Here is a 26,085-nt window from a genome sequence, read left to right on the forward strand (position 1 = left end):
ATTTATAATTTGCATAAAATGTTAATTTTACTCGGAAGAGAATCAAAGATGTAAATTTTATGCAAAGTATTTTATTTTTTCAAATATAAAATCAACTCAAATATCTAATTTTCAATACTTTGGTATGATTTTTTAATATTTTAAATCCTTGTGGAATTTTATTGAAATTCAGTGATTTTTAAATCAAATAGTATTAAGATAAATCGATTTAAAAATCGGCTTTAAAATGAATATTAGGTATATTTTGCATAATATTCATTCAAGCAAAATTTAAAGCTATTTTTGAAAATTTTGAATGCATGGGGGCTTTAATGGATTTGGAAAAATTAAGATTAGCTAGAAGTCTTTATTATCAATGTCTAGGAGAGCTTTTTGTTTTTTCATTTTCTGAAGAAAGATTGTCAAAATTACAAGAGTATTTAAAGACAATGCAAGAATGTTTATTTGATGAAAATTTAAAATCAAATTTCGATATCTTGCTTAAGCATTTAGATGATGAAAATTCTATACAAGCATTTTTTAAAGAATATGATTTGCTTTTTTTAAGTCTTAAAAATAGCATTCCAACGACTTTTTCTTACATAGAAGAAGGTTTTGAAAATTCAAATCCTTTACTTTGCGTGCGTCAAATTTTAGTCAAAAGTAAAATAAGACGCAATGAAAAATTTTTTAAAGAAAGTGAAGATAGTGTTGGATTTTGTTTATTGTTGATGAGTGAATTTTTAAGGCAAAATGAAGATGATTTAGCCAAAGAGCTTTTTGAAAAAGTGATCAATAAAAACATCGATGAGTTTTTAGGTGATGTTTTCATGAATAAAAATGCGAATTTATACAAGGAAATTTCAAGTATTGCATCGGCTTTTATGGAATTTGAAAGACTTTGCTTTGAAGTGGAAAAACCTGCAAAAATAAATTCTAAAAAAGTGCAAAACGATCTATCGCGTTCAGAATTTTTAAGAAGAGAAGCAAATAAACAAAGGAGGACTCGTGAAAAATCGCAGGGAATTTCTTAAAAAATCCGCTTTTGCCTTAGGGGCTGCTGGAGTGCTTGGTAGCACGACTTTAGCTCTAGCTAAAGATGAAGAAAGAAAAGATTTAGTTAAAGGTAAAAGTAAGAAAAAAGAAGTGCTTTTTCAAAGAAGTGCTAATTGGGAAAATTATTATATAAAGGCTGAGTAATGTCAAGTGTAGGTGAAAATATCAAGCTTACGCGTCGTTCTTTTCTTAAAATGGCAGCACTTTCAAGTCTAGCAACACCGTTGCTTGCTAGAAGTGAAACTTTAAGAGAAGCGAGTGCTGATGAGCTTAAAGAAGCTTATGAAGGTAGTAAAAAAGTAAAAACAGTTTGTACAGCCTGTTCTGTAGGCTGTGGGATTATTGCAGAAGTGCAAAATGGTGTTTGGGTGCGTCAAGAAATCGCTCAAGATCATCCTGTGAGTTCAGGTGGACATTGCTGCAAGGGATCTGATATGATCGATATGGTGCGTTCACATGTGCGTTTAAAATATCCTATGAAAAAAGAAAATGGAGAATGGAAACGCATAAGTTATGAGCAAGCTTTAAGTGAGATCGGAGAAAAACTAGCTGCTTATCGTAAAGAAAATCCTGAAAGTGTTATGTTTTTAGGTTCTGCAAAACTTAATAATGAACAAGCTTATTATATAAGAAAATTTGCAGCATTTTTTGGAACGAACAATGTAGATCATCAAGCTAGAATTTGACACAGCGCAACAGTCGCCGGTGTGGCGAATACATTTGGTTATGGCGCTATGACAAACCATCTTGGAGACATCCAAAGAAGTAAATGTATCATTATCATTGGAGCAAATCCAGCGGTAAATCACCCTGTGGGTTTTAGACATTTCTTAAAAGCAAAAGAAAAAGGTGCAAAGCTTATCGTTGTAGATCCTAGATTTACAAAAAGTGCAGCAAAAGCGGATATTTATGCAAGAATTCGTCCAGGAACTGACATTGCTTTCATGTATGGAATGTTAAAAATCATTTTTGATGAAGGCTTGGAAGATACAAAATATCTTGATGAAAGAGTTTTTGGAATTGATAAAATTCGTGAAGAAGCAGCAAAATGGACAGCTGAAGAAGTGGAAAATGTTACAGGGATCTCTAAAGAACTTTTGGTGCAAATCACTCACGAAGTAGCTAAAAACAAACCAACTACGCTTATTTGGGCTATGGGTTTAACTCAACATACTGTAGGAACTTCAAATACACGTTTAGCACCTATTGTGCAAATGGTACTTGGAAATATAGGTAAATTTGGTGGTGGAGTTAATATCTTACGCGGACACGATAATGTTCAAGGTGCTTCAGATATGGCTTGTTTGAGCGAAAATTTACCAGGTTATTATCCTTTAAATGAAGCGACTTGGAGATACTATGCCAAAATTTGGGGTGTGGATTATGAGTGGCTTTTAGGAAATTTTGTAAGCAAAGATTGGATGCATAAAACTGGGCTTTCACTTGCTAGATGGTGGGCAGCGGCTTTAAATGGAAAAGATGGAAATGATGCTATCGATAATGCAGGAACGCCTTTAAAAGCTTTAGTAGTTATGGGAAATGGTATTACTTCGACTGCACAACAAGTAAAAGTTAAAGAAGGTTTGGAAGCTTTAGAGCTTTTAGTTTTAGCCGATCCTTTTGTAAATGAAGCAGGGATTATTGCAGAAAGAAAAGATGGAATTTATCTTTTACCTGCAGCAACACAGTTTGAAACAAGCGGAAGTGTAACAGCAACAAATCGTAGCGGACAATGGAGATTTAAAGTTGTAGATCCACTTTATGAAAGCATGGAAGATCAAGAAATTTTATTTGAGCTTGCTAAAAAATTAGGTTTTTATGAAGACTTTACCAAGACTTTACGCGATGAAAAAGGTGAGATTGTTTGGCCTGAAAATGCAACAAGAGAAATTGCAAAAGCAGTTAGAAGTATAGGGCTTAATGGTTGGAGTCCTGAAAGGCTTAAAAAGCATACTTTATACTGGGATAAATTTGATGAGGTAACTTTAGAAGGAAAAGACGAAGTTGCTGGCGAGTATTACGGGCTTCCTTGGCCTTGTTGGAGTGATAAGCACCCAGGTTCTCCTGTGCTTTATAATACCGACATTGAAGTAGCAAAAGGTGGTATGGGCTTTAGAAATAATTTTGGACTCGAGTATGAAGGAGAGAGTTTACTTGCTAAAAATGCACCTTTAAATTCACCTATTGATACAGGTTATCCACAAATTACTAAAGATAATATAGAAAAAGTTTTAGGTATTACTTTAAGTGCTCAAGAAAAAGAAAAAATGGGATCAACTTGGTCTTATGATGATAGCAATATCATAGCAACTAAATGTATAGAAAAAGGCATAGTTCCTTATGGAAATGCTAAAGCTAGAGCTGTAGTTTGGACTTTTAAAGATAAAATTCCACTCCACCGTGAGCCTTTACATTCTCCAAGAAACGATTTGGTGCAAAAATATCCAAGTTTTGAAGATCAAAAAGCGCTTTACCGCGTGGATACTAAATTTGTTTCTGTGCAACAAGCTAAGGATTATTCTAAAGAATTCCCGCTTAATCTTGTTACTGCAAGACTTGTGAATTTAAATGGTGCAGGTATGGAAAATAGAGCATCTATGTATCTAACGCGTTTAACACCTGAAATGTTTTGTGAGATCAATCCTGAATTAGCAAAAGAGCAAGACATTAAAGCAGGAGATATGATTTGGGTGCATTCTCCAGAAGGTACTAAAATTCATGTAAGAGTGAAGGTTAATCCAGGTGTAGCAAAAGATATGATTTTCTTGCCTTTCCATTTTACAGGAGTTATGCAAGGCGTGGATTTAACGCACAATTTCCCAGAAGGAACTAAGCCTTATGCAAGCGGAGAAAGTGCTAATACGGTAACAAATTATGGTTATGATATCATGTGTCAGATTCCAGAGACTAAAGGCGGGCTTTGTAGAATCAGTAAGGATGGAAAATGAGTAAGGTAAATTTTGCAAATTTAGAAAAAGAACGCTTGAAATTCTTTTGTGATAATGAGCGTTGTATTGATTGTAATGGTTGTGCGGTAGCTTGTGATGAAGCACATGAGCTTCCTATTCATATTCGCCGCCGCCGTGTGATTACTTTAAATGAAGGAATTCAAGGAAAAGAAGTTTCAACTTCTATTTCTTGTATGCATTGTGATGATGCTCCTTGTTCTATCGTTTGTCCTGTGGATTGTTTTTACATCCGTGCTGATGGTATTGTTTTGCACGATAAAGAAATTTGCATAGGTTGTGGATATTGTCTTTATGCTTGTCCTTTTGGTGCACCACAATTTCCAAAAGATAGTGTTTTTGGAAATAAAGGCATTATGGATAAATGTACTATGTGTGCAGGTGGCCCTGAAGCAACGAATTCAGAAAAAGAAAGAGAACTTTATGGTCAAAATCGTATCGCAGAAGGAAAAGTTCCTGTATGTGCTGCGATGTGTTCGACAAAAGCACTTTTAGTAGGTGAAAGTTCTAAAATAGAAGAGATTTATCATAATAGACTTATGAATAGAAATTATGGCATTCCAAATCCTTCGGAAAGTTTGGAGTGGAAGATTGCTTACACAGGAAAGGAACGCTTATGAGAAAAGTATTTGTAACGCTTTTATTAAGCGTAGCGAGTTTATTTGCTTATGGTAGTGAGAGAATGGGACAAGATACTCAAATTTGGGATTTTCATCGTATTACAAATATCCCAAATTATGATACTTTTGGCAAACTTTGGACAACTTTGCAAGGTGAATATATAGCTACTATAGCTTTAATCGCTGTTATTGCGGTATTATCTGCATTCGCTTTGCATTATATGGTTATAGGACCTAAGCAATTTTCACACGATGGAAAGAAAATTTATGCTTTTACATTATTTGAAAGACTTTTTCATTTTATCGCGGCAATTTCTTGGGTGATTTTAGTGCCAACTGGTTTTGTGATGATGTTTGGGGCGACTTTTGGAGGCGGACTTTTTGTAAGGGTTTGTAAAAATTTACATGCTTTTGCAACGGTTTTATTTATCATCTCTATAATCCCTATGTTTTTATGGTGGATTAAAAGAATGCTTCCTGCAAGTTATGATATCAGATGGATGATGATAGTAGGTGGTTATTTAAGTAAAATCAAACGTCCTGTACCTGCAGGTAAGTTTAATTTTGGTCAAAAATCTTGGTATTATATAGCCGTATTTGGTGGATTTTTGATGATAATTACAGGTGGATTTATGTATTTTCTTGATTTCAATTCCACAGCAATTCAAGGTCTTTTTGGTTTAACTCAAATTGAACTTTTAAGAATTTCAGCTATAGTGCATAATTTCTTAGGCATAGTGTGTGCAGTGTTTTTTGGTGTGCATATTTATATGGCAGTATTTGCAATCAAAGGCAGTATCCATTCTATGATTAGTGGTTATAAAGAAGAAGAGGAGGTTTATATTTTACATTCTTATTGGTATAAAGAATTAAGCAATAAAAAGCAAATTGAACCTAGTTTTTCTTATGATCCTAATGTAAAAATTTAATCTTTAACCGCTATGTTATTGCATAGCGGTAGTTTTAAGCTTTTTTGAAATAAATAGAACGAATTTTATTTTATAAGTTGAATCTAAAATATATTTTTCCATATATAAATTTGTTATTTATGTTTTTTTTGATATAATATTATTTAAAGATAATTAAAGGATAAGGTATGGATCCGTTATTTACAACTCAAATTTTAAAATATAAAGGCAATGAATCTTTTACATGTGATGATACTTTAGTGCGTGAAATTAAGCTTGAAATTTTTATTAATGATGAAAAAGTAGGTGCTTTAATGGCAACTCCTGTAGATGAACAGGCATTAGCAATAGGATATTTAATGAGTGAAAATATCATTGCGAAAGTAAGTGATATTGAGAGTATAGAAACAAAAGATGATGGTATGAGTGTGCATATTAAAGCAAAGATTGATAAAGAAAATTTAGCAAAGCTTAATGCTGAAGGTGTAGTTATAAGTGGTTGTGGTAGAGCACATACTGCAAATATCGATCCAGAAGCCATTGAAGCGAGTAAAATTAGTTCTGATGCAAAATTTAGCAAAGGTGAAATTTTAAAACAAATGAGTACTTTTTATACTCAATGCGAGCTTTATGAGAAAACAGGCTGTGTACATACGGCTAAGCTTTTTGTAGATGAGAAAACTTTTTTTATAGGTGAAGATATAGCTCAGCATAATACCATAGATAAAGCTTTAGGAAAAGCACGTTTAGCTGGGATTGATTTAAGTCAATGTTTTTTAATGGTTAGCGGAAGGTTAAGTTCTGAAATGGTAGCTAAAGCAGTTATGCATAAAATTCCAGTGCTTGTTTCACGCACGGCTCCTACTTGTTTAGGAGTTATGATAGCAAGAAAATTTGATTTAACGCTTTGTGGTTTTGCTAGAGAAAATAAGATCAATATTTATAGTGGAGAATTTAGAATTCATGGATAAAAATCAAGAAAAAAAAATCATCTCATATATGAGAGAATTGTTAAATAGTAATGAAAAGTTAGATTGTGGTACGGCTTTTAAAATTGCAAAGAAATTTAATGTAAATATAGAAAAAATCGGACAATTAGCCGATGAAAATCACATGAGAATTGATAATTGCGAGTTGGGGCAATTTGGACATTTAGATTTTGAAAAAGCAAAGATTGAAGTACTTAAAAAAATAGAACCTAGTTTAGATGAAAAGCGTAGAATTTTTTGTAAAGATGCAAGAGATATTGCTAAAGAAGGTTGTGGGCTTAAAAGTATGCGTTCAGCTTTAAAAGCTTATAAGGTTGATGTAAAGTATTGTCAACTTGGTTGTTTTAAAGAAAAAAAAGGTAAGCAATTTATAGTAAGAACAAAAACTTGGATCGAAAATGCGGATGGAGATTTGCTTTTTGGACGAGGAAAAACAGAACTTTTGGAACTTATCGGACAAACAGGTAGTTTATTGCATGCTTCTAAACTTATGGGGATTAATTATAAAAAAGCTTGGATGCATTTACAAACCTTACAAAAAAATTCTCAAGAAATCTTAGTTAGCACAAGACAAGGACGCTCTAAAGAATCAGGAACAAAACTTACTCCTAGAGCTTTGGAATTAATGGAAAATTACTCTATTTTACAAAAAGATATAGAAGAATACGCTAATAAACGCTTTAAAGAACTGTTTTTAAAAGGAAAAAAATAAATCTTCTATCAAAAAATACTAATACATAATATTTTTATAATTAATTAATATTATTTTTTTAAAAATATGTTAAAATTAGAATCTAAATTTTTTATTTTTTAGGAGTTATAAGATGTTTAAATCTTTAAATATAGGTTTAAAACTTATTTTTTCTGTGGCAACTGTTGTTGTTATTGGACTTGTTATTTTAATTTCATTAATCACAAAACAAGTAAGTCAAAATATTACTAAAAATACAGAAGATATTCTTGCTTCTATCACGAAAGAATATGCTACCCAAACTCAAGGAATTTTTGGGGAAATGATCGCTTTAAATAAAAGTATTTCAGGTACTTTAACAGAAATGTTTAGATCAACCTCTAAAGAAGATTTAGATATAGATAATATAACAAATATTATAACCAATACTTTCGATAATAGTGCTTATTCTAATTTTACTTATTTGTATCTTATCGATCCGCCAGAATACTTTAAAGAAGAGAGTAAATTTTTCAATACTCAAAGTGGAAAATTTGTCATGCTTTACGCTGATGAAGAAAAGGATAATAAAGGCGGAATAAAAGCAATACAAGCTAGTGATGAAATAGCTAATCTGCAAGTTGTGCAAGATATATTAAAAAAAGCAAAATATGGGGAAAATAAAGTATATATAGGCCGTCCTATTAAGATGAATTTAGAAGGTCAAGATTTTGATGCTGTAAATGTTGCTATGCCTATTTTTGATCGAAAAAATCAAGTTGTAGGTGTCATAGGCATGACTTTAGATTTTTCAGATATTGCTACTTATCTTTTAGACCCTAAAGGTCAAAAATATGATGGTGAATTAAGAGTTCTTTTAAATTCAGATGGTTTGATGGCGATACATCCAAATAAAAATCTAGTTTTAAAAAATTTAAAAGATGTCAATCCTAATAAAGGTGCACAAGAGACTTATAAGGCTATGAGTGAAGGAAAAAATGGAGTTTTTAACTATATAGCTTTTGACGGTGATGATTCTTATGCTGCGATTAATAGTTTTAAAGTGCAAGATAGTTCTTGGACGGTTTTGGTAACTGCCCCTAAATATTCAGTTTTTGAACCTTTGAAAAAATTACAATTAATTATTATTGGTGCATCTTTTATTTTTATTTTTGTTGTTTTAGGAGTGGTTTATTATTGCGTAAGAAAAATTGTCGCATCTAGATTACCTGTGATTCTTAGTTCTTTAGAATCATTTTTCCGTTTTTTAAACCATGAAAAAATTGAACCTAAGGCTATTGAAATTCGTGCCAATGATGAGCTAGGAGCAATGGGCAGAATCATAAATGAAAATATTGAAAAGATTCAAATATCTTTAGAACAAGATCAAAATGCTGTAGATGAATCGGTGCAAACTGCTAGAGAAATCGAAAAAGGTAATTTAACTGCAAGAATTACTAAAAATCCTATAAACCCTCAATTAGTAGAACTTAAAAATGTTCTTAATAGAATGCTTGATGTTTTGCAAAGTAAAATTGGTTCTAATATGAATGAAATTAATAGAGTTTTTGATAGTTATAAGGCTCTTGATTTTAGTACAGAAGTATTTGATGCTAAAGGCGAAGTTGAGATTACAACTAATATTTTAGGTAAAGAAATTAAAAAGATGCTTGTAGCTTCTTCAAATTTTGCTAAAGATTTAGCTAATCAGTCAGAAGAGTTAAAAAATTCTATGCAAAAACTTGCTGATGGCTCTAATGCACAAGCGAGTTCTTTAGAACAATCGGCTGCAGCTGTAGAAGAGATTAATTCTTCTATGCAAAATGTAAGTGGAAAAACAGTTGAGGTTGCTTCGCAAGCTGATGATATAAAAAATATTGTCAATGTGATTAAAGATATCGCTGAGCAAACGAATCTTCTTGCTTTAAATGCAGCTATTGAAGCTGCACGTGCTGGAGAACATGGGCGTGGTTTTGCAGTTGTTGCAGATGAGGTAAGACAGCTTGCGGAAAGAACAGGAAAATCCTTATCTGAAATCGAGGCAAATATTAATATACTTGTTCAAAGCGTAAATGAAGTAGCAGAATCTGTAAAAGAACAAACAGCAGGAATCACACAGATTAACGATGCTATAGCACAACTTGAAACTGTAACTAAGGAAAATGTCGAAGTTGCAAATGTTACCAATAATATAACAAATGAAGTCAATCAAATTGCTGCGGCAATTCTTGAAGATGTGAATAAAAAAAGATTTTAAAAAAAGCTCATTTTTGAGCTTTTAAATTTTTTCTATATTATTTAAAATTTTTAAACACAAAACAAGTAATAAAATAATATTATTTTTCAAAGCTAATATCAAGGAAAAATAATGAAAATTGATTGTCGCAATCTTTCTTGTCCTCAGCCTATAGTTGAAACAAAAAACGCTCTTGAAAAACTTCAAGAAAATGAAATTTTAGAAATTGTTTTAAATTCTATTATTTCAAAAAATAATGTTGTAAAATTTCTTAACTCTTTAAATTTAAACCCTGTTGTAGATGAAAATGCACAAGAGTTTTGCATCAAAGTACAAAAAAAGAATTTTAATTCTAGTGAAGTAAATATTCACAATTATAATGTTTTATTTTTAAAAACCGACAAAGTGGGTGAGGGTGAATTGGGACAAAATTTACTTGTAGGATTTTTAAGTACCTTAAAAAATTTAGATCATACTCCAAGTAAAATTCTTTGCGTAAATGAAAGTGTTTTAATCAATGTTGATGAAAATCATAAAGCACATTTAGCTATGAAAGAACTTGAAAATTTAGGTATTGAGATCATAAGTTGCGGAGCTTGTTTGGAATTTTTCAATAAAAGCAAAGAACTTAAAATAGGAAATATAGGCAATGCTTATGAAATTTTAAACGAGCTTTTTGGTAAAGCAAAAATCATTACTCTATAAGGAAAAACACTGCAATATAAAAATCAAAATTTAACCCATTTTGTTAAAGCAGCAGGTTGAGCAGCGAAATTAAGCCCGGGTGGTCTTAAAACAATTTTAAATTTCATGCAAAAAACTCCTGCTTTACTTAGTGATATCGGAAATAATGAAGATGCAAGCGTATATCAAATCAGTCCTGATTTAGCTTTGGTGCAAACGCTTGATTTTATCACTCCTATAGTAGATAGTGCTTATCATTTTGGTGCTATTGCCGCAGCAAATGCTTTAAGCGATGTTTTTGCTATGGGTGCAGAGGTGATTAATGCCTTAAATATAGTAGGTTTTGATACTTGTAATCATGATTTAAATATCTTAAAAGAGCTTTTAGAAGGTGCAAATGATAAGGTGCAAGAATGCAATGCTTTAGTTGTGGGTGGCCATACTATAGAAAGCACTGAGCTTTTTTTTGGACTTAGTGTTACAGGAAAAGTACATCCTAGTAAATTTATTGCTAATAATACGGCTAAAGTTGGAGATTGTATCATTTTAACCAAGCCTTTAGGAACAGGAATTTTAAGTACGGCTTTAAAGGCACAAATGTTGAATCAAAAACATTTAGATATAATGCTTAAAAGTATGATGGAGTTAAATTATAAAGCCAGTCAAATTGCTCTTAAATTTCATCCAAGTGCCATGAGTGATGTCACAGGTTTTGGACTTTTAGGACATTTAAAAGAAATGCTAAATAAAAATATTTCTTTTGAAATTTTTGAAAGTGAACTTCCTTTTTTAGATGGAGTAAAAGAGTATTTTAATATGGGTTTAATTCCTGCTGGGGCTTATAAAAATTTAGAATTTATAAAAGAACTTGCCCCTGATTTAAATGAAGAAAAATTATTACTTTGTGATCCACAAACTTCAGGAGGACTTTTAATTTCTATAAGTGAAAAAGATTCCTTAGAATGTTTAAAAAAACTAGAAGATGAAAATATTCAAGCTAAAATTATTGCTAAGGTTGTAAATAAGCAAGAAAATGATATTATCATTTCTTAATTTTTGTTACTTATATACCCATTAAAATTTTTTTTATCATTTTTTATACATTTTCTATGATTTAAAATATTATTTTTATCTTATTTATATATTATTTATTAAAATTTATTTTATCTTAGGAGATACGAAATGATACAAAAAGCTTTAGCCTTAGCTGAAGAATTGCAAGGACAAATAGAAGCCAATATTTCAAATTCTGAAAAAGAATTCCATGCTAAAATGCAAAAACTTCTTAATAATCCCAAAAATAAAGTTATGCTTATAGAGCTTTTAGATCGTTCTTTTAGATGTAAAGATAAAAATGCAAGTTTTGAGCTTATAGAATATACTTTGAGTAAATATGGCATAGCGGATTTTTTTAGCACTTTTGAAAAATTCCTACTTTTTAGCTTTTTAAATTTTGGCAAATTTGCTCCTAATTTAAGTGTACCTTTTTTTGTCAAACATTTAAGAGAAGATACTAAAGCTATGGTTCTAGATGCAAATCCTAGTGTTTTAGAACCACATATTAAGAAAAGAAAAGAGCAAGATAAAATTACCTTAAATGTGAATTTAATCGGCGAAGAGGTTTTAGGTGAAGCTGAGAGTAAATATCGTATGCAAAAATACGAAGAAGCCTTAAAATCAAGCTATATCACTTATATTTCCATAAAAATTACTACTATTTTTTCACAAATTAATATTATAGATTTTCATTATTCCAAAGAAGAGGTCGTAAAAAGACTAGATTATCTTTATGCTTTAGCCTTAGAAGAAGAGAAAAAACAAGGTGTATCTAAATTTATCAATCTTGATATGGAAGAATTTAGGGATTTAGAGCTCACCGTTGCAGCTTTTATGGAAAGTGTGGCTAAATTTGATATTAAAGCAGGGATTGTTTTGCAAGCTTATATTCCTGATTCTTATAAGTATCTTAAAAAACTTTTTGCTTTTTCAAAAGAGAGGGTTTTAAAAGGTATGAAGCCTATTAAGATCCGTTTTGTTAAGGGTGCTAATATGGAAAGTGAAGAAACCATTGCGTCTCAAAGGGGTTGGGAGCTTCCTACTTTTTACAAAAAAATAGATACTGATAGTAATTATAATAAAATGCTTGATTTTATTCTTGAAGGAGACAATTATAAATACATCAACATAGGAATTGCAAGTCATAATATCTTTGAGATTGCTTATGCTTATACACGTATAAGTGAAGTGGGTGCTTTGGATTCTTTTACTTTTGAAATGCTTGAAGGTATGAGTTTGCAATGTTCTTATGAATTATCTAAAATGCATGATCTAATCCTTTATGCCCCAGTTTGCGATGAAGCACATTTTAACAATGCCATTGCTTATCTTGTAAGACGCCTTGATGAAAATACAAGTGAAGATAATTTTATGCGTTATTTTTTCAATCTTAAAGTAGGAGATAAAAACTGGAATATCCAAAAAGAACTTTTTTTAAAATCTTTAGAAGGCATAAAAACTCTTGATAATACTACACATCGTAAGCAAGATAGAAATAAAGAATCAAATATCATAAGTTCTTATGAAAGTAAAAAATTTAGCAATGAAAGCGATACGGATTTTATTTTAGCACAAAATAGAGCGTGGGCTAAAGAAATTAAAACTAAATATGAAAATTTAAAAGATTATGATGTTTATCCTGTTATAGGCGAACTTGATTTTAAAGCAGAAAATTTAAATGTTTTAGAAGTTAAAGATAAGATCGAAGATAGAGTTATAGGAAAGGCTTATTTAGCAGGAGAAAAAGAAATCAAACAAGCTTTAGAAGTAGCTAAAAATTCCAAATTTACACAAAAAAGTCATGATGAAATTTATCAAATTTTAGCCAAAAGTGCAAAACTGATGAGAGAAAGAAGAGGGGATTTGATAGGTTTGGCAGCTTTAGAAGTGGGCAAAACCTTTTTAGAGATCGATCCTGAAGTAAGTGAGGCTATTGATTTTATAGAGTTTTATCCGCACTCTTTAGAAGAGCTTAAAAAACAAAATCCAAAAGTTACATTCACACCTAAAGGTATAGGGGTTACCATAGCTCCTTGGAATTTTCCTATAGGAATTTCAGTAGGTACTATAGCTGCACCACTAGCCGCAGGTAATGTGGTGATTTACAAACCTTCTTCACTTTCAACTCTAACAGGTTATATGCTTTGTAAGTGTTTTTGGGATTCGGGTATTCCAAAAGATGCTTTGATTTTCTTACCTTCAAAAGGAAGTGATATTTCTAAATATTTACTTATTGATGAAGCGATTAAATTTTCAATTCTTACAGGAGGAGAGGATACTGCTTATGCTATGTTAAAAGCTAATCCAACCTTGCTTTTAAGTGCTGAAACTGGCGGAAAGAATGCGACTATCGTTTCTAAATTTGCTGATCGTGATAGTGCGATTAAAAATATCATTCATTCTGCTTTTAGCAATAGCGGTCAAAAATGTTCAGCTACTTCTTTGCTAGTCTTAGAAGAAGAGGTTTATCATGATGAAGAATTTAAAAAGACTTTAGTGGATGCTGCGAGTTCTATGGCAGTGGGCAATCCTTTTGAATTTAAAAATAAATTAGGTACTTTAGCTGATAAGCCAAGTTCTAAAGTTCAAAAGGCCTTAGATGAATTACAACCTTATGAAGAATGGGCATTAAAACCTAAGTTTTTAGAGGATAATCCTTATTTGATGACTCCAGGCATAAAATATGGCACTAAAAAGGGTGATTTTACTCATATGAATGAACTTTTTGTACCGATTTTAAGTGTGATGAAGGCTAAAGACTTAAAAGAAGCTATTGATATAGTAAATTCCACAGGTTATGGTTTAACTGCAGGTTTTGAAAGCTTAGATGAAAGAGAATGGGAGTATTTTCACACTCACATAGAAGCAGGAAATATTTATATCAATAAACCAACCACAGGGGCTATAGTGCTGCGTCAACCTTTTGGTGGGATTAAAAAATCAGCTATAGGTTTGGGTAGAAAAGTGGGAATTTATAATTATATCACTCAATTTTTAGAGATTAAGCAAGAAGATTTTGATGATCATTTAATTGAAGATAAATTTTCAAAAAAATTAGCACAAATAGATTTAAAAGAAGCACAAGATTTTATGAACAATTTAATTAAAATGTCTCAATCTTATGCTTATCATTATAAAAACGAGTTTAGTGTTTCAAAAGATTATGTCAATATTCGTGGAGAAGATAATCTTTTTTCTTATACTAAAATAAAGAATATGGTTTTAAGACTTTGTGGAAAAGAAAGCTTAAAAGATGTTTTAGGTGTGGTTTTAGGTGCAAATATTGCAAATATTGATCTAAGTATCAGTTATGATGAACAAGATGTTAGTATGATAGAACGAATTGTTCAAAGCATAGGAGCAAAAGTATTATTTTTAAAAGAAAATAAAGAAAATTTTATCAAGAGTATTAAAGAATATGAAAGAGTGCGTTATTTAGCAAAGCCAGATGTAAATGATGAGATTTATAAAGAGGCTGCAAAGCTTGCTAAAATCATTATAAGAGAAAAGCCATTATTAAATGGTCGTTTTGAACTTTTAAATTATTTTAATGAAAAAGCTTTAAGTATATCTTTTCATCGCTATGGAAATTTAGGCATTAGAGCAATATCTTAATGATCAAGGAGAGATTGATGGAAGTGGTTCAAATTAATACCCCAATAGCAGTGATGTTTGTAGTGTATGCCTTATTAATGCTTTATATAGGTTTTTATTTTTATAAGCAAAATAAAAATTCAGAGGATTATTTTCTAGGTGGGCGTACTATGGGGCCTGTGATATCTGCACTTAGCGCAGGGGCTTCTGATATGAGTGGTTGGCTTTTAATGGGTTTACCGGGAGCTTTATATGTAAGTGGTTTTATAGATTCTTATATTGCAATTGGGCTTACTATAGGAGCTAGTTTAAATTGGATTTTTGTGGCAAAAAGACTTAGAATTTATACCAGTGTGATTGCAAATTCTTTGACTATTCCTGATTATTTTGAAACTCGTTTTGATGATGATAAACATATACTGCGCATCGTATGTGCGGTGGTAATTTTGATATTTTTTACCTTTTATGTTTCATCAGGGCTTGTAAGCGGAGCAAAACTTTTTGAAAGTACTTTTGGTATCAGATACGATTATGCTTTAACTACTGGAACGATTATTATTGTTGCTTATACTTTTTTAGGTGGATATAAGGCGGTTTGTTGGACGGATATGATACAAGGGCTTTTAATGATGATGGCTTTAATTATTGTACCTTTGGTTATGCTTTATCATTTAGGTGGTTTTGGTGAAGCGATGAATATAGTAAGAGAAATAAAGCCACAAGCTTTATCTATGGGCGAAGGAGTAGGAATTGTAAGCATTATATCTGCACTTGCTTGGGGTTTGGGTTATTTTGGTCAACCACATATTTTAGTGCGTTTTATGTCGATTCGTTCTACTAAAGATATTCCTATGGCCACTTTTATAGGTATTGCTTGGATGGCGGTTTGTCTTTTAAGTGCTTGTATGATAGGTATTTTAGGTATAGCTTATGTGTATAAATTTGAATTAAGTTTGCAAGATCCTGAAAAGATTTTCATCGTGATGTCACAGCTTTTATTTAATCCTTGGATAGCAGGTATTTTACTCAGTGCTATTTTAGCGGCTATTATGAGTACGGCAAGTTCACAATTGCTGGTTTCAAGTTCTACTATAGCGGAAGATTTTTATAAAAAGATTTTTAGAGAAGATGCACCAAGTCATGTTGTATTAAATTTAGGTAAATTAGGTGTTTTATTGGTAGCTGTAATAGCGTTTTTGATTTCTACTGATAAAAACTCAAGTGTTTTGAGCATAGTTTCTTATGCATGGGCTGGATTTGGAGCTTCTTTTGGTTCTGTAATGCTTTTTTCTTTATTTTGGAGTAGGATGACAAGAGTAGGAGCGATCTTAGGTATGATAACAGGAGCTGCTACTGTGGTGCTTTGGAAGAATTTTGCAAATTCAGGTCTTTATGAAATAGTTCCAGGGTTTTTAGTAGCTTCGGTGGTGATTATTATTGCAAGTTTGTTTACAAATGTAAGATCTGGAACTAAGGCAGCTTATGAAAAGATGTTAAAAGAGCTTTGAGAATAAAAGCCTTTTTTAAGGCTTTTGGATTAAAAATCTTAGTGTAGGTCCACTTTGATCGATTTCAAGCACTTTAAAACCACGGTTTTTTACATCTTGAGGTATAGAATTGATACTTTGTGGGCAATCGCAAAGCACTTCCAAAATTTCTCCACTTTTAAGCTTAGGTAAGACATCAAGTGTTGCTATAGCAGGATAAGGACAAGCTTCACCTTGTAAATTTAAACTATGAGTAATTTTCACTGTTTATCCTTTAAGTTGATTTTTAAAAAAGTGTTTTTTGTAAAATACTACAAAAACAAACATTAAGATGAATAAAATAAGGTTGATAAAAAATCCATTTAAATTGCCAAATTCAGTTAAAAGATTGATTTTTATACCTTCTTTAAAAGCTTTTGGTAAAAAGTCATAACTTAAAGCTAAAATCACAGTTCCTATTATATTTGCAATTCCTACTATTATAAAATGACTTTGTCCTTCAAAGGCACGATAAGTCCAACCACACTCGCAACCTCCGGCAAAAACTATACCAAAACCAAACAAAAATGCTCCCACAGCTACAGCAGGAGAAAGTTCTATGAGTTTGCTAGTATGACCTTGCAAGATAAAAGCAAAAGCGATTAAAGAGGCGATAATCATACCGATTAATGCGCCTTTTATAGCATTATCTCTACCAAATAAAAATAAATCTCTAAAGCAAGAAGTAAAACAAATTTGCCCTCTAGAAATAACAAAGCCAAAAACAAAGCCAAAAATCAGTGCTAAAGCTAGAAGACTTTGTTTGTTTTGTGTGCTGATATTGCCATTTGTAAAAACAAGATAAAACACCCAAACTAAAAAGGCTATGAAAAGCAATATGCCTAAGTTAAAATATAATTTTGTACGCAAACTTTGCTTGTTTAACGGCAAGTTTTCTTTATTTACCCGTTCTAATTTAGCTTTAGGTTTAAAAAAGGAAGTGTTGCAAATTTTCACTCCTAGATAAATTCCTAAAACCATAAAAACAGTAAAAAGCCAAGTGTGTAAAGAAAAATAAGGTAAACCTGTAAAAAAATTAGCTAAATTGCATCCAAATGCAAGTCTTGCTCCATATCCTGAAAGAATTCCACCTACTATTGCTTGAAAAATTCTTATATTGCTAGCAGGTAGACGAAATTTGACTTTGTTAGCTAAAAGTGCGGCTACTAAACAACCTATAAACATACCTATGAGCATAATACCATCAGTTCTTGTTAAAGGGGTCCCATTTAAATTTTGCTTTTGGTAATAAGAATACCCATCTAAATTCATACCTAAAAGTTCTAAAAATTCACCACCCCAACGCGTCATTTCCCCAGTAACAGCCCAAACGCCACCAAAAATTCCAAAATACACTGCACTTAAAATTCCAAGTGCAATCATAGAACGGGAATTGTCCCAAAAATTGATTAAATATTTTTGTTTAAAAGAATTCAAAGAAAGATCCTAAAAATGTAATCATCAAAACTTGATGCTAAAAAAGAGTGAGATTATAGCTTAAATTTAATGTGAAGTCAAAAAGAATATTGATAAATTTATTTTGTTTTTCATTAAAAATCGCTATAATTATCACTTTGGAAGATTAGCGTATCTGGTGATCGCCACTGACTTCAAATCAGATGAAAGGATAGTTGACTATTCTTTGGGGAGTTCGATTCTCTCATCTTCTCGCCAATATTAAGTAAAATCAAGGAAATTTTTATGAGCAAAGCAGATATTATTGTCGGCATTCAATGGGGCGATGAAGGAAAAGGTAAGGTAGTTGATAAATTATGTGAAAATTATGATTTTGTTTGCAGAAGTGCAGGTGGACACAATGCAGGACATACGATTTGGGTAAATGGTGTAAGATATGCGCTTCATCTTATGCCAAGTGGAGTTTTGCATCCAAGATGTATTAATATTATCGGAAATGGAGTTGTGGTTTCTCCTGAAGTATTGATCGCTGAAATGGCTCAATTTGAAAATTTAAAAGGTAGATTATATATCAGTGATAGAGCTCATTTAAATTTAAAACATCATTCTTTAATAGACATTGCAAAAGAAAAACTCAAAGGCAAAAATGCCATAGGAACAACAGGTAAGGGTATAGGACCTTCTTATGCAGATAAGATTAATCGTACAGGACATAGAGTTGGTGAGCTTTTAGAACCACAAAGACTTTGTGAGGCTTTGATGAAAGATTTTGAAGCTAATAAAACTTTTTTTGAAATGCTTGAAATTGAAATTCCAAGTGCTGAAGAATTGCTTGCTGATTTAAAACGCTTTAATGAAATTTTAACTCCTTATATTACAGATACTACAAGAATGCTTTGGAAGGCTTTAGATGAAGATAAAAGAGTACTTTTAGAAGGAGCTCAGGGCTCTATGCTTGATATTGATCATGGAACTTATCCTTATGTTACAAGTTCAAGTACTATTTCAGCAGGCGCTTTAACAGGACTTGGGTTAAATCCTAAAGAAGTGGGAAATATTATAGGTATTGTAAAAGCATATGCAACGCGTGTGGGAAATGGGGCTTTTCCTACGGAGGATAAGGGCAAAGATGGAGAAAAAATTGCGCAAATTGGAAAAGAAATTGGCGTAAGCACGGGACGTAAAAGACGCTGTGGATGGTTTGATGCGGTTGCTGTAAGATATACAGCAAGGCTTAATGGTCTTGATGCTTTATCTTTGATGAAGCTTGATGTTTTAGATGGTTTTGAAAAGATAAAAATTTGTCGTGCTTATGAATATAAGGGCATGGAAATCGACTATATACCAAGCGATTTAGAAAATGTTCAACCTATTTATGAAGAAATGGATGGTTGGGATAAAGTTTTTGGTATAAAAGATTATGATTTATTGCCAGAAAATGCTAAAAAATATATAGCAAGACTTGAAGAGCTTGCAGGGGTTAAGGTAAAGTATATTTCTACTAGCCCTGAAAGAGATGATACTATCATCTTATGAAAAGTAAATATAATTCTGTTGTAAAGGTAAGAAAACAACAACTTGATAAAGCAGAATCAAATCTTAATCAAGCCAAACAAAGACAGCTTGAATATGAAAAAGCTTATGAACTTTCACGCCAAGAGTGTGAAAGTTTAGGCGTATTGCCAAAATCAGGATCTATAGCAGAGTTAAGATCGAATTTAAGTATGGCACAAGTAGGACGCGAGGCTTTGGCAAGAGCTAAGGAGAAAGTAGAACTTTCTAAAAAAGAAATGAATCATTATCAGTTTTTATATCAAAAAGCACATTTAGATTATGAAAAAATGAAGGTTTTGGAAGCCGAGGAAATTAAACAAAAGCAAAAAGAACTTGCCAAGGCTGAAGAAAAATTTTTAGATGAAATTGCAATCAGTCGTTTTTTCAAAGGAGAAAAAGATGATTAAAAAATTTATATTGTTAGTTTTTATTTCAAGTGTAGTTTTTGGAGCTGAACAAGATTGTGAGCAGTATTTTGAAGCTAGAAAAGCTCAAATTGAATTGCAAACTAGAGAATTTGATGAAGCAAGACAATCTTTAGAAGCTTATAAAGCCTCTTTTGAAGCTTTGCAAAAAGAAAGGCTTGAAAATTTAGAAAAAAAAGAGGCTGAGGTTAATGCAACTTTGGCAAAAATTGAAGAATTAAAGCTTGAAAACGCAAGGCTTGTAGAAGAACAACAAAAGATTTTAAATTCAATCAATGATAAAACTCAAGGTAGGGTTAAAGAAATTTATTCCCAAATGAAAGATGCAGCCATTGCAGATGTTTTAAGTCAAATGGATGCAGAGGATGCAAGCAAAATAATGCTTTCTTTGGAATCGCGTAAAATTTCAGGTGTTTTATCTAAAATGGATCCAAAAAAAGCCAGCGAGCTTACTTTGCTTTTGAAAAATTTAGATAATAATGCTAGTAATTAGGTGATTAAAATAATGAAAATTTTTCATTTTTAACATTCTTTTACCAAAAATAAGCTATTATTTCAAACATTATCAAATAAAAGGTTTTTAAGATGCGTATAAAATTACCACATATTCCTTATATCGCAAATAAAATGATGTTAGATATAGCTAATTCTTCTTTTGTAGAAATTAAAGATCAATTAGAAAAGCTTAAGGTATGTATAATAGAAGTTTTAGAGAAAGATATTCTAAATGAAAGAAAATTAGATGAAAGAGTAAAAGAGCTTTTAGAGCAACAAGAAGATGAAATGGAGCTTATGCAAGTAGATCGTAAAAATATGTTTTGGCTTGTGAAGAAAAAGTTAGCTCCTGAATTTAATGTGATTTTAGATTCTGAAGATAGACATAATCATCTAGCGCATCAAATTTTAGAAGAACTTGTAGAGAATGATTATATTAATTTTATAGTGAGTGAAAATAGAGTTAAAAATTTAATCTTTTCAAGCATAGAGTCTTATCTTAAAATTTATGAAAAACTTGAAGATGAGGTTTATGAGAAAATTAGCAATTATAAAACAAAACCTATTCCAGGTAGCGAAGAATACGATCTTATCTTTGAAAAACTCTATCAAGAAGAGCTTAGAAAAAAAGGTATGTTTTAATGAAGGCTTATATTTATTTAGAAAATGATATTTTTTTAAGTGCTAAGGCTTTTGGAAAGAGCGGTACTTTTTTTGGAGAGCTTGTATTTAACACTTCTTTAACAGGGTATCAAGAAATTATTTCAGATCCTTCTTATGCAGGGCAATTTATCGTATTTTCCATGCCAGAAATTGGTATAGTGGGAACCAATGAAAATGATAATGAAAGCAAGGAAATTTTTGCAAGTGGTGTTTTAATGCGTGAATTAAGTTCCAGTTTTTCAAATTTTCGCGCTAAAGAAAGTCTGCAAGATTATCTTGAAAAACATGGAAAAATAGGAATTTATGAACTTGATACGAGATATCTAGTAAAAATGATAAGAAATAATGGCAATTTAAGAGCTGTAATTTCAACTGAAATTTCAAATAAAGAAGATTTAAAAATCGCCTTAGAAAAATCAGCAAAAATTGATGAAGTAAATTTTGTAAAAGAAGTTAGCACTAAGAAAAATTATTCTCATAAACAAGGCGTTTGGAACGCTAGTTTTCAAAAATTTAATGATGCTAAAAGAAGTGAGAAAAAAGTTGCTGTTATAGATTATGGTGTTAAAACAAATATCTTAAATGAACTTGTAGAAGTAGGTTTTGAAGTAGAAGTTTATCCATATAATGTTAAAGCAGATGAGTTGATTACTCTGTATAAAAAAGGTGAAATTCAAGGCGTGTTTCTTTCTAATGGTCCAGGTGAGCCAAGGATTTTAAAACAAGAGATTGCAGAGATTAAAAAACTTGCAGAAGCTAAAATTCCTATGCTTGGAATTTGCTTAGGTCACCAGCTTTTAAGTAATGCTTTTGGATATGAAACTTATAAAATGAAATTTGGACAACATGGAGCAAATCATCCTGTGATCAATCTTGATACAAAAACGGTAGAAATTACCGCACAAAATCATAATTATAATGTTCCAGAAGAATTAGCTCAAGTGGCTCATATCACTCATAGAAATTTATTTGGCGATAATGTTGAAGGAGTAAGATATAAAGACTATCCTATTATTTCAGTGCAACATCATCCAGAAAGTTCTTCAGGTCCTCATGAAAGTAAGTATATTTTTAAAGAATTTATGAATTTGATGTGAGTATAGATTTTTTAGCTATTATCAGCGTTGCTTTTTTATCTAGTTTTGGACACTGCTATTCTATGTGTGGTGGTTTTAATTTACTTTTTATAAATTTGAATTCAAAAAGCAATAATTTATTTTTATTAACTTTTATTTATCATTTGTTTAGAATTTTTGCTTATATTGTTTTAGGGATAATTTTTGGGACTTTTGGGAATATCTTGGCAATCAATGCTAAGGTTCAAAGTTTGTCATTTTTTATTCTTGGTATATTTATGATGATTTTGGGTTTTGCTCTTATTTTTAGAGGCAATATGTTATCTTTTATTGAAAATAATGTTTTTTTTGATAGTTTTGTAAAGAAAATTATTAAAAAATCTAAAAATTTTAAAGGATTAAAATCAGCCATATTTTTAGGATTTTCAAATGGTTTTGTTCCTTGTGGATTGGTGTATTTTTTTATAGCCAATGCAATGAGTAAGCAAAATATTTTTGAAGGTATTTTGGTAATGATGATTTTTGGAATATCAACTTTACCTGCGATGTTATTTTTTTCTAAAATTTCACAGTTTTTTAGTGATTTTTTGAAAAATTTATTTAATTATTTATCGTATGGCGTTATTGTTTGTTACGGTATAAATCTTGCCTATATAGGTTTTAAGGCTTTTCAATGAAAGATTTTTTTAAAGATCAGTTTTTTAAAGCTCTTGAAAAAAATACAATTTTTTCAAGAGCTGATGTTCAAGGAAATTTAATTTTTGTCAGTGATAAACTTTGTCAAATAAGTGGATATAGTAAAAAAGAGCTTATAGGAAAAAAACATTCAATATTTAAACATCCAGATGTTGAGGAATGTTATATTGAAGAACTTTTAAAAAAACTTTCATATAAAAAACCTTATCAAGTTATTTTTAAAAATATTGATAAATTAGGCAAAACTTTCTATCTTGAAACTTTATTAATCCCCATATTGGATAAAAATAATGAATTAATAGAAATAGTAGCATTCTCTCATGATGTTAGTAATTCTTTTAAGCTTAATGAAGAGCTTGCTCTAAATCACGCTAAATTAAGAGAATTAAGTATTAATCTTGAAAATACAGTTAAAAATCACCAACAAGAATTTATACAGTTAGGTAAAAAATTTGAGAAAAAAATGCAAATTGCCTTGGAAAAAAATGAAAAAGATATTAAAATAGCATATGAAGAGATTTTGAAATCTTCATTAGAACAAATGATTAGCGATATAGCACATCAATGGAGACAACCGTTAAATGAGCTCGGTATTGCCATGTTTCAAATGAAGCAAAATCTTAAAGATGAAAAAGGATTTGCTGAAATTTACTCACAATCAAAAGATATGATTAAAAATATGTCAGAAACAATTGATGTGTTTAGAACTTTGTTTAACAAAGGAGTAGAGCAGTGTGTATTTATAAAAGAGACTTTAAATAAAGCCTTGGAAATTGCTTTTGAAACTATAGAAAAAAATCATGTAAATATTAATATTGTTTCGAAAAGTGATTATGAAGTTTTGGCATATGAGAATGGTTTAATAAGAGTTTTTCTTAATTTGATTTTAAATTCAATAGAAGCATTTAAAAACAAAAAAAGGAAAATCATAACAATAAATTTTTCAAAATTTGGAAAAAATTATCTGAAAATTACAATAAAAGATAATGCTGGTGGGATTGATAAAGAAAATTTAGATAAAATTTTTCAACCTTATTTTACAACAAAACATCCTAGTCAAGGTATAGGAGTAGGACTTTATATAAGTAGACAAATTATCGAAAGTTTCCAAGGAAAAATAAAAGTTAAAAATGGAAAAGACGGGGCTTGTTTTGAGATATTTTTAAAACTAAAAGAGAGGGTAGAGTAGAAATGTCACAAGAATGTAAAGAATTGATAATATTAGTAGTTGAAGATGAGGTTAAGGCTAGAGAATCAATGATTAATATATTAAGCGAACGCTTTAGTAAAGTAATCGGAGCTCAAAATGGAGATGAGGGGCTTAAAAAATTTAAAAAATTTAAGCCAGATTTAGTTATCACAGATATTGCTATGCCTATTATGGATGGACTGGATATGGCAAGAGAGATTAAAGAAATTTCAGATGATGTTCCAATTGTTGTTCTTAGTGCGTATTCAGAGAAAGAGAGACTTTTGCGTTCTATTGATATTGGTATAGATAAATATTTGATTAAACCTGTTGATATAGAAGAGTTGTTTAAAGTTTTAGATTATCTGATAGGTGAAAAAATTGAAGCAAATATGCTTGTAAAAATTTCTGAAGAATATCAATTTAACAAAACTAAACGAACTTTAATTTACAGTGGTGAAGAAATTGTTTTAACTAAAAAAGAATTGGCTTTTATTTCTTTGCTTTTAAAGCAACCTGGGGCTTTGGTTTTGCATGAAGATATTAAGAAAAATGTTTGGATAGGTGAACATGTGAGCGATACTGCTGTTAGAACTTTTATAAAAAGAGTAAGAGATAAAGTGGGTGAAGATTTTATAAAAAATGTGCCAAGTTTAGGTTATAAGATAAATATCAATAAATAAGACTGATTTAACCTTAAAATATAAAGCATAACAAATGATTAACAAAATTGTTGTTTTTAAGAAAAAATGTATAATTAATATTCTATAATATTCTCTTGTTATCAAAAATTTTAAGGAGAAAGTCGATGCATCCAGGTAATGTATTAAATTACGACTATACGGTTACAAGATATTTTATGTTTGCGACCATATTGTTTGGCATTGTTGGTATGGCTATAGGAACTCTTATAGCTTTTCAAATGGCATATCCTAATTTAAACTATTTAGCAGGAGAATATGCCACTTTTTCAAGACTTAGACCACTTCATACTTCGGGTGTGATTTTTGGTTTTATGCTTTCAGGGATTTGGGCAACTTGGTATTATATAGGTCAGCGTGTTCTTAAAGTGAGTATGGCTGAGTCAAGATTTTTAATGGCTGTTGGTAAGCTTCATTTTTGGCTTTATATGCTTACTATGGTTTTAGCTGTTATATCTTTGTTTATGGGTGTGACTACATCTAAAGAATATGCAGAGCTTGAGTGGCCTTTAGATATTCTTGTTGTTCTTGTTTGGGTTTTATGGGGTGTAAGTATTTTTGGACTTATTGGAATTCGTCGTGAAAAAACCCTTTATATTTCTCTATGGTATTATATAGCTACATTTTTAGGTATAGCTATGCTTTATCTTTTTAACAACATGGAAGTACCAACTTATTTTGTTACTGGAATGGGTAAATGGTGGCATAGTGTATCAATGTATGCAGGAACAAATGATGCTTTAGTACAATGGTGGTATGGACATAATGCTGTGGCATTTGTATTTACTGTGGGTATTATTGCTCAAATTTATTACTTCTTGCCAAAAGAAAGTGGTCAGCCGATTTTCTCTTATAAACTCTCTTTGTTTGCATTTTGGGGCTTAATGTTTGTTTATCTTTGGGCAGGTGGTCACCATTTGATTTATTCAACTGTACCTGATTGGATGCAAACTATGGGTTCGGTTTTCTCTGTAGTATTGATTTTACCTTCTTGGGGTTCAGCGATTAATATCTTGCTTACTATGAAAGGTGAGTGGAGTCAGCTTCGCGAGAGTCCGTTGATTAAATTTATGATTTTGGCATCAACTTTCTATATGTTCTCAACACTTGAAGGGCCAATTCTTTCAATTAAATCTGTTAATGCTTTAGCACACTTTACAGATTGGATTCCAGGACATGTTCATGATGGAACATTAGGTTGGGTAGGATTTATGACTATGGCTGCGCTTTATCATATGACTCCTAGAGTTTTCAAAAGAGAGCTTTATAGCAAATCTTTAATGGAAGCTCAATTTTGGATCCAAACCACAGGTATAGTTCTTTATTTTGCTTCAATGTGGATTGCAGGTATTACTCAAGGTATGATGTGGAGAGCGACAGATGAGTATGGTAACTTGCTTTATAGCTTTATTGATACCGTTGTGGCTATTGTTCCTTATTATTGGATTAGAGCGATTGGTGGATTGTTGTATCTTATCGGTTTCTTTATGTTTACTTATAATATTTACAAAACAATTGCTTGTGGAAGAGTGCTTGATAAAGAACCAAAAAGCGCTTCGCCTATGGCAGCATAAAAAGGAGAAAAT

General features: G+C 31.1%; 23 protein-coding genes and 1 tRNA gene. 22 read left to right on the top strand and 2 right to left on the bottom strand.

Annotated elements, in window-relative coordinates:
- Positions 1-299 precede the first annotated feature (299 nt).
- The 12 genes from ELQ06_RS01250 to putP all read left to right on the top strand — a co-directional run bounded on the left by ELQ06_RS01250 (position 300) and on the right by putP (position 16,266).
- Complete coding sequence (locus tag ELQ06_RS01250) at positions 300-1,013, top strand: molecular chaperone TorD family protein (RefSeq protein WP_079460111.1); 714 nt, start codon at positions 300-302, stop codon at positions 1,011-1,013.
- Positions 988-1,179 (top strand): twin-arginine translocation signal domain-containing protein, encoded by a 192-nt coding sequence (locus ELQ06_RS01255; RefSeq protein ID WP_002851537.1) that lies wholly within the window; start codon positions 988-990, stop codon positions 1,177-1,179. The genes ELQ06_RS01250 and ELQ06_RS01255 overlap by 26 nt, the downstream gene beginning before the upstream one ends.
- Positions 1,179-3,983 carry a formate dehydrogenase subunit alpha gene (locus ELQ06_RS01265; protein ID WP_079254195.1) on the top strand — a complete coding sequence of 935 codons (2,805 nt, stop codon included), beginning with the start codon at positions 1,179-1,181 and terminating at the stop codon, positions 3,981-3,983. Before ELQ06_RS01255 ends, ELQ06_RS01265 begins: the two co-directional genes overlap by 1 nt.
- Positions 3,980-4,621, top strand: a complete 642-nt coding sequence (gene fdh3B / locus ELQ06_RS01270; RefSeq protein ID WP_002851264.1) for a formate dehydrogenase FDH3 subunit beta — start codon at positions 3,980-3,982, stop codon at positions 4,619-4,621. Before ELQ06_RS01265 ends, fdh3B begins: the two co-directional genes overlap by 4 nt.
- Entirely contained in the window at positions 4,618-5,550 is a 933-nt protein-coding gene (locus tag ELQ06_RS01275) for a formate dehydrogenase subunit gamma (protein ID WP_052797947.1), read from the top strand. Before fdh3B ends, ELQ06_RS01275 begins: the two co-directional genes overlap by 4 nt.
- 167 nt (positions 5,551-5,717) lie before the next feature.
- Entirely contained in the window at positions 5,718-6,500 is a 783-nt protein-coding gene (fdhD, locus tag ELQ06_RS01280) for a formate dehydrogenase accessory sulfurtransferase FdhD (RefSeq protein WP_052797946.1), read from the top strand.
- Positions 6,493-7,230, top strand: coding sequence for a winged helix-turn-helix domain-containing protein (locus ELQ06_RS01285; protein ID WP_052797945.1), 738 nt, complete (start codon positions 6,493-6,495; stop codon positions 7,228-7,230). The genes fdhD and ELQ06_RS01285 overlap by 8 nt, the downstream gene beginning before the upstream one ends.
- Positions 7,231-7,342: 112 nt before the next feature.
- Positions 7,343-9,445: an aspartate chemotaxis receptor CcaA gene (gene ccaA, locus ELQ06_RS01290; protein ID WP_052797944.1), complete on the top strand. Its 2,103-nt coding sequence runs from the start codon at positions 7,343-7,345 to the stop codon at positions 9,443-9,445.
- A 111-nt stretch (positions 9,446-9,556) separates the two neighbouring features.
- The gene (gene yedF, locus ELQ06_RS01295) at positions 9,557-10,129 is read left to right on the top strand and encodes a sulfurtransferase-like selenium metabolism protein YedF (protein ID WP_052797943.1); all 573 of its coding nucleotides are present in this window, start codon (positions 9,557-9,559) and stop codon (positions 10,127-10,129) included.
- Between the two features lie 9 nt (positions 10,130-10,138).
- Entirely contained in the window at positions 10,139-11,161 is a 1,023-nt protein-coding gene (gene selD, locus ELQ06_RS01300; protein WP_079460112.1) for a selenide, water dikinase SelD, read from the top strand.
- Between the two features lie 129 nt (positions 11,162-11,290).
- Positions 11,291-14,779 carry a proline dehydrogenase family protein gene (locus tag ELQ06_RS01305; protein ID WP_052797941.1) on the top strand — a complete coding sequence of 1,163 codons (3,489 nt, stop codon included), beginning with the start codon at positions 11,291-11,293 and terminating at the stop codon, positions 14,777-14,779.
- A gap of 17 nt (positions 14,780-14,796) precedes the next feature.
- Complete coding sequence (putP, locus tag ELQ06_RS01310) at positions 14,797-16,266, top strand: sodium/proline symporter PutP (RefSeq protein WP_052797940.1); 1,470 nt, start codon at positions 14,797-14,799, stop codon at positions 16,264-16,266.
- Positions 16,267-16,281: 15 nt separating this feature from the next.
- Here the strand turns inward: putP and yedF (ELQ06_RS01315) are convergent, their stop codons facing one another.
- Together yedF (ELQ06_RS01315) and yedE are read right to left on the bottom strand one after the other, a co-directional pair.
- Entirely contained in the window at positions 16,282-16,509 is a 228-nt protein-coding gene (gene yedF / locus ELQ06_RS01315; protein ID WP_052797939.1) for a sulfurtransferase-like selenium metabolism protein YedF, read from the bottom strand.
- 3 nt (positions 16,510-16,512) lie between these two features.
- Positions 16,513-17,721, bottom strand: coding sequence for a selenium metabolism membrane protein YedE/FdhT (gene yedE / locus ELQ06_RS01320; protein ID WP_052797938.1), 1,209 nt, complete (start codon positions 17,719-17,721; stop codon positions 16,513-16,515).
- 139 nt (positions 17,722-17,860) lie between these two features.
- Between yedE and ELQ06_RS01325 the strand changes: the two genes are divergently transcribed.
- The 10 genes from ELQ06_RS01325 to ccoN all read left to right on the top strand — a co-directional run bounded on the left by ELQ06_RS01325 (position 17,861) and on the right by ccoN (position 26,073).
- Positions 17,861-17,958, top strand: a tRNA-Sec gene (locus tag ELQ06_RS01325).
- A 27-nt stretch (positions 17,959-17,985) separates the two neighbouring features.
- Positions 17,986-19,236, top strand: coding sequence for an adenylosuccinate synthase (locus ELQ06_RS01330; RefSeq protein ID WP_052797937.1), 1,251 nt, complete (start codon positions 17,986-17,988; stop codon positions 19,234-19,236).
- On the top strand, positions 19,233-19,661 hold the full coding sequence (locus ELQ06_RS01335) for a flagellar export protein FliJ (RefSeq protein ID WP_052794186.1): 429 nt from the start codon (positions 19,233-19,235) through the stop codon (positions 19,659-19,661). The genes ELQ06_RS01330 and ELQ06_RS01335 overlap by 4 nt, the downstream gene beginning before the upstream one ends.
- On the top strand, positions 19,654-20,172 hold the full coding sequence (locus ELQ06_RS01340; RefSeq protein ID WP_002851265.1) for a MotE family protein: 519 nt from the start codon (positions 19,654-19,656) through the stop codon (positions 20,170-20,172). The genes ELQ06_RS01335 and ELQ06_RS01340 overlap by 8 nt, the downstream gene beginning before the upstream one ends.
- Positions 20,173-20,264: 92 nt before the next feature.
- A complete protein-coding gene (locus ELQ06_RS01345; protein ID WP_002851269.1) occupies positions 20,265-20,816 on the top strand; it encodes a DUF507 family protein in 552 nt (183 codons plus the stop codon).
- The gene (gene carA, locus ELQ06_RS01350; RefSeq protein WP_002851156.1) at positions 20,816-21,934 is read left to right on the top strand and encodes a glutamine-hydrolyzing carbamoyl-phosphate synthase small subunit; all 1,119 of its coding nucleotides are present in this window, start codon (positions 20,816-20,818) and stop codon (positions 21,932-21,934) included. Before ELQ06_RS01345 ends, carA begins: the two co-directional genes overlap by 1 nt.
- Positions 21,931-22,590, top strand: a complete 660-nt coding sequence (locus ELQ06_RS01355; protein WP_002867237.1) for a sulfite exporter TauE/SafE family protein — start codon at positions 21,931-21,933, stop codon at positions 22,588-22,590. Before carA ends, ELQ06_RS01355 begins: the two co-directional genes overlap by 4 nt.
- Positions 22,587-23,798, top strand: coding sequence for a butyrate sensor histidiine kinase-like phosphatase BumS (bumS, locus tag ELQ06_RS01360; protein WP_002851243.1), 1,212 nt, complete (start codon positions 22,587-22,589; stop codon positions 23,796-23,798). The genes ELQ06_RS01355 and bumS overlap by 4 nt, the downstream gene beginning before the upstream one ends.
- A gap of 2 nt (positions 23,799-23,800) precedes the next feature.
- The gene (gene bumR / locus ELQ06_RS01365) at positions 23,801-24,481 is read left to right on the top strand and encodes a butyrate response regulator transcription factor BumR (protein ID WP_002858876.1); all 681 of its coding nucleotides are present in this window, start codon (positions 23,801-23,803) and stop codon (positions 24,479-24,481) included.
- 125 nt (positions 24,482-24,606) lie between these two features.
- Positions 24,607-26,073: a cytochrome-c oxidase, cbb3-type subunit I gene (gene ccoN / locus ELQ06_RS01370; RefSeq protein ID WP_002860335.1), complete on the top strand. Its 1,467-nt coding sequence runs from the start codon at positions 24,607-24,609 to the stop codon at positions 26,071-26,073.
- Positions 26,074-26,085: the final 12 nt, after the last annotated feature.

Source organism: Campylobacter sp. CH246 (genome assembly GCF_004378835.1).
Taxonomy (GTDB): Bacteria; Campylobacterota; Campylobacteria; order Campylobacterales; family Campylobacteraceae; genus Campylobacter_D; species Campylobacter_D jejuni.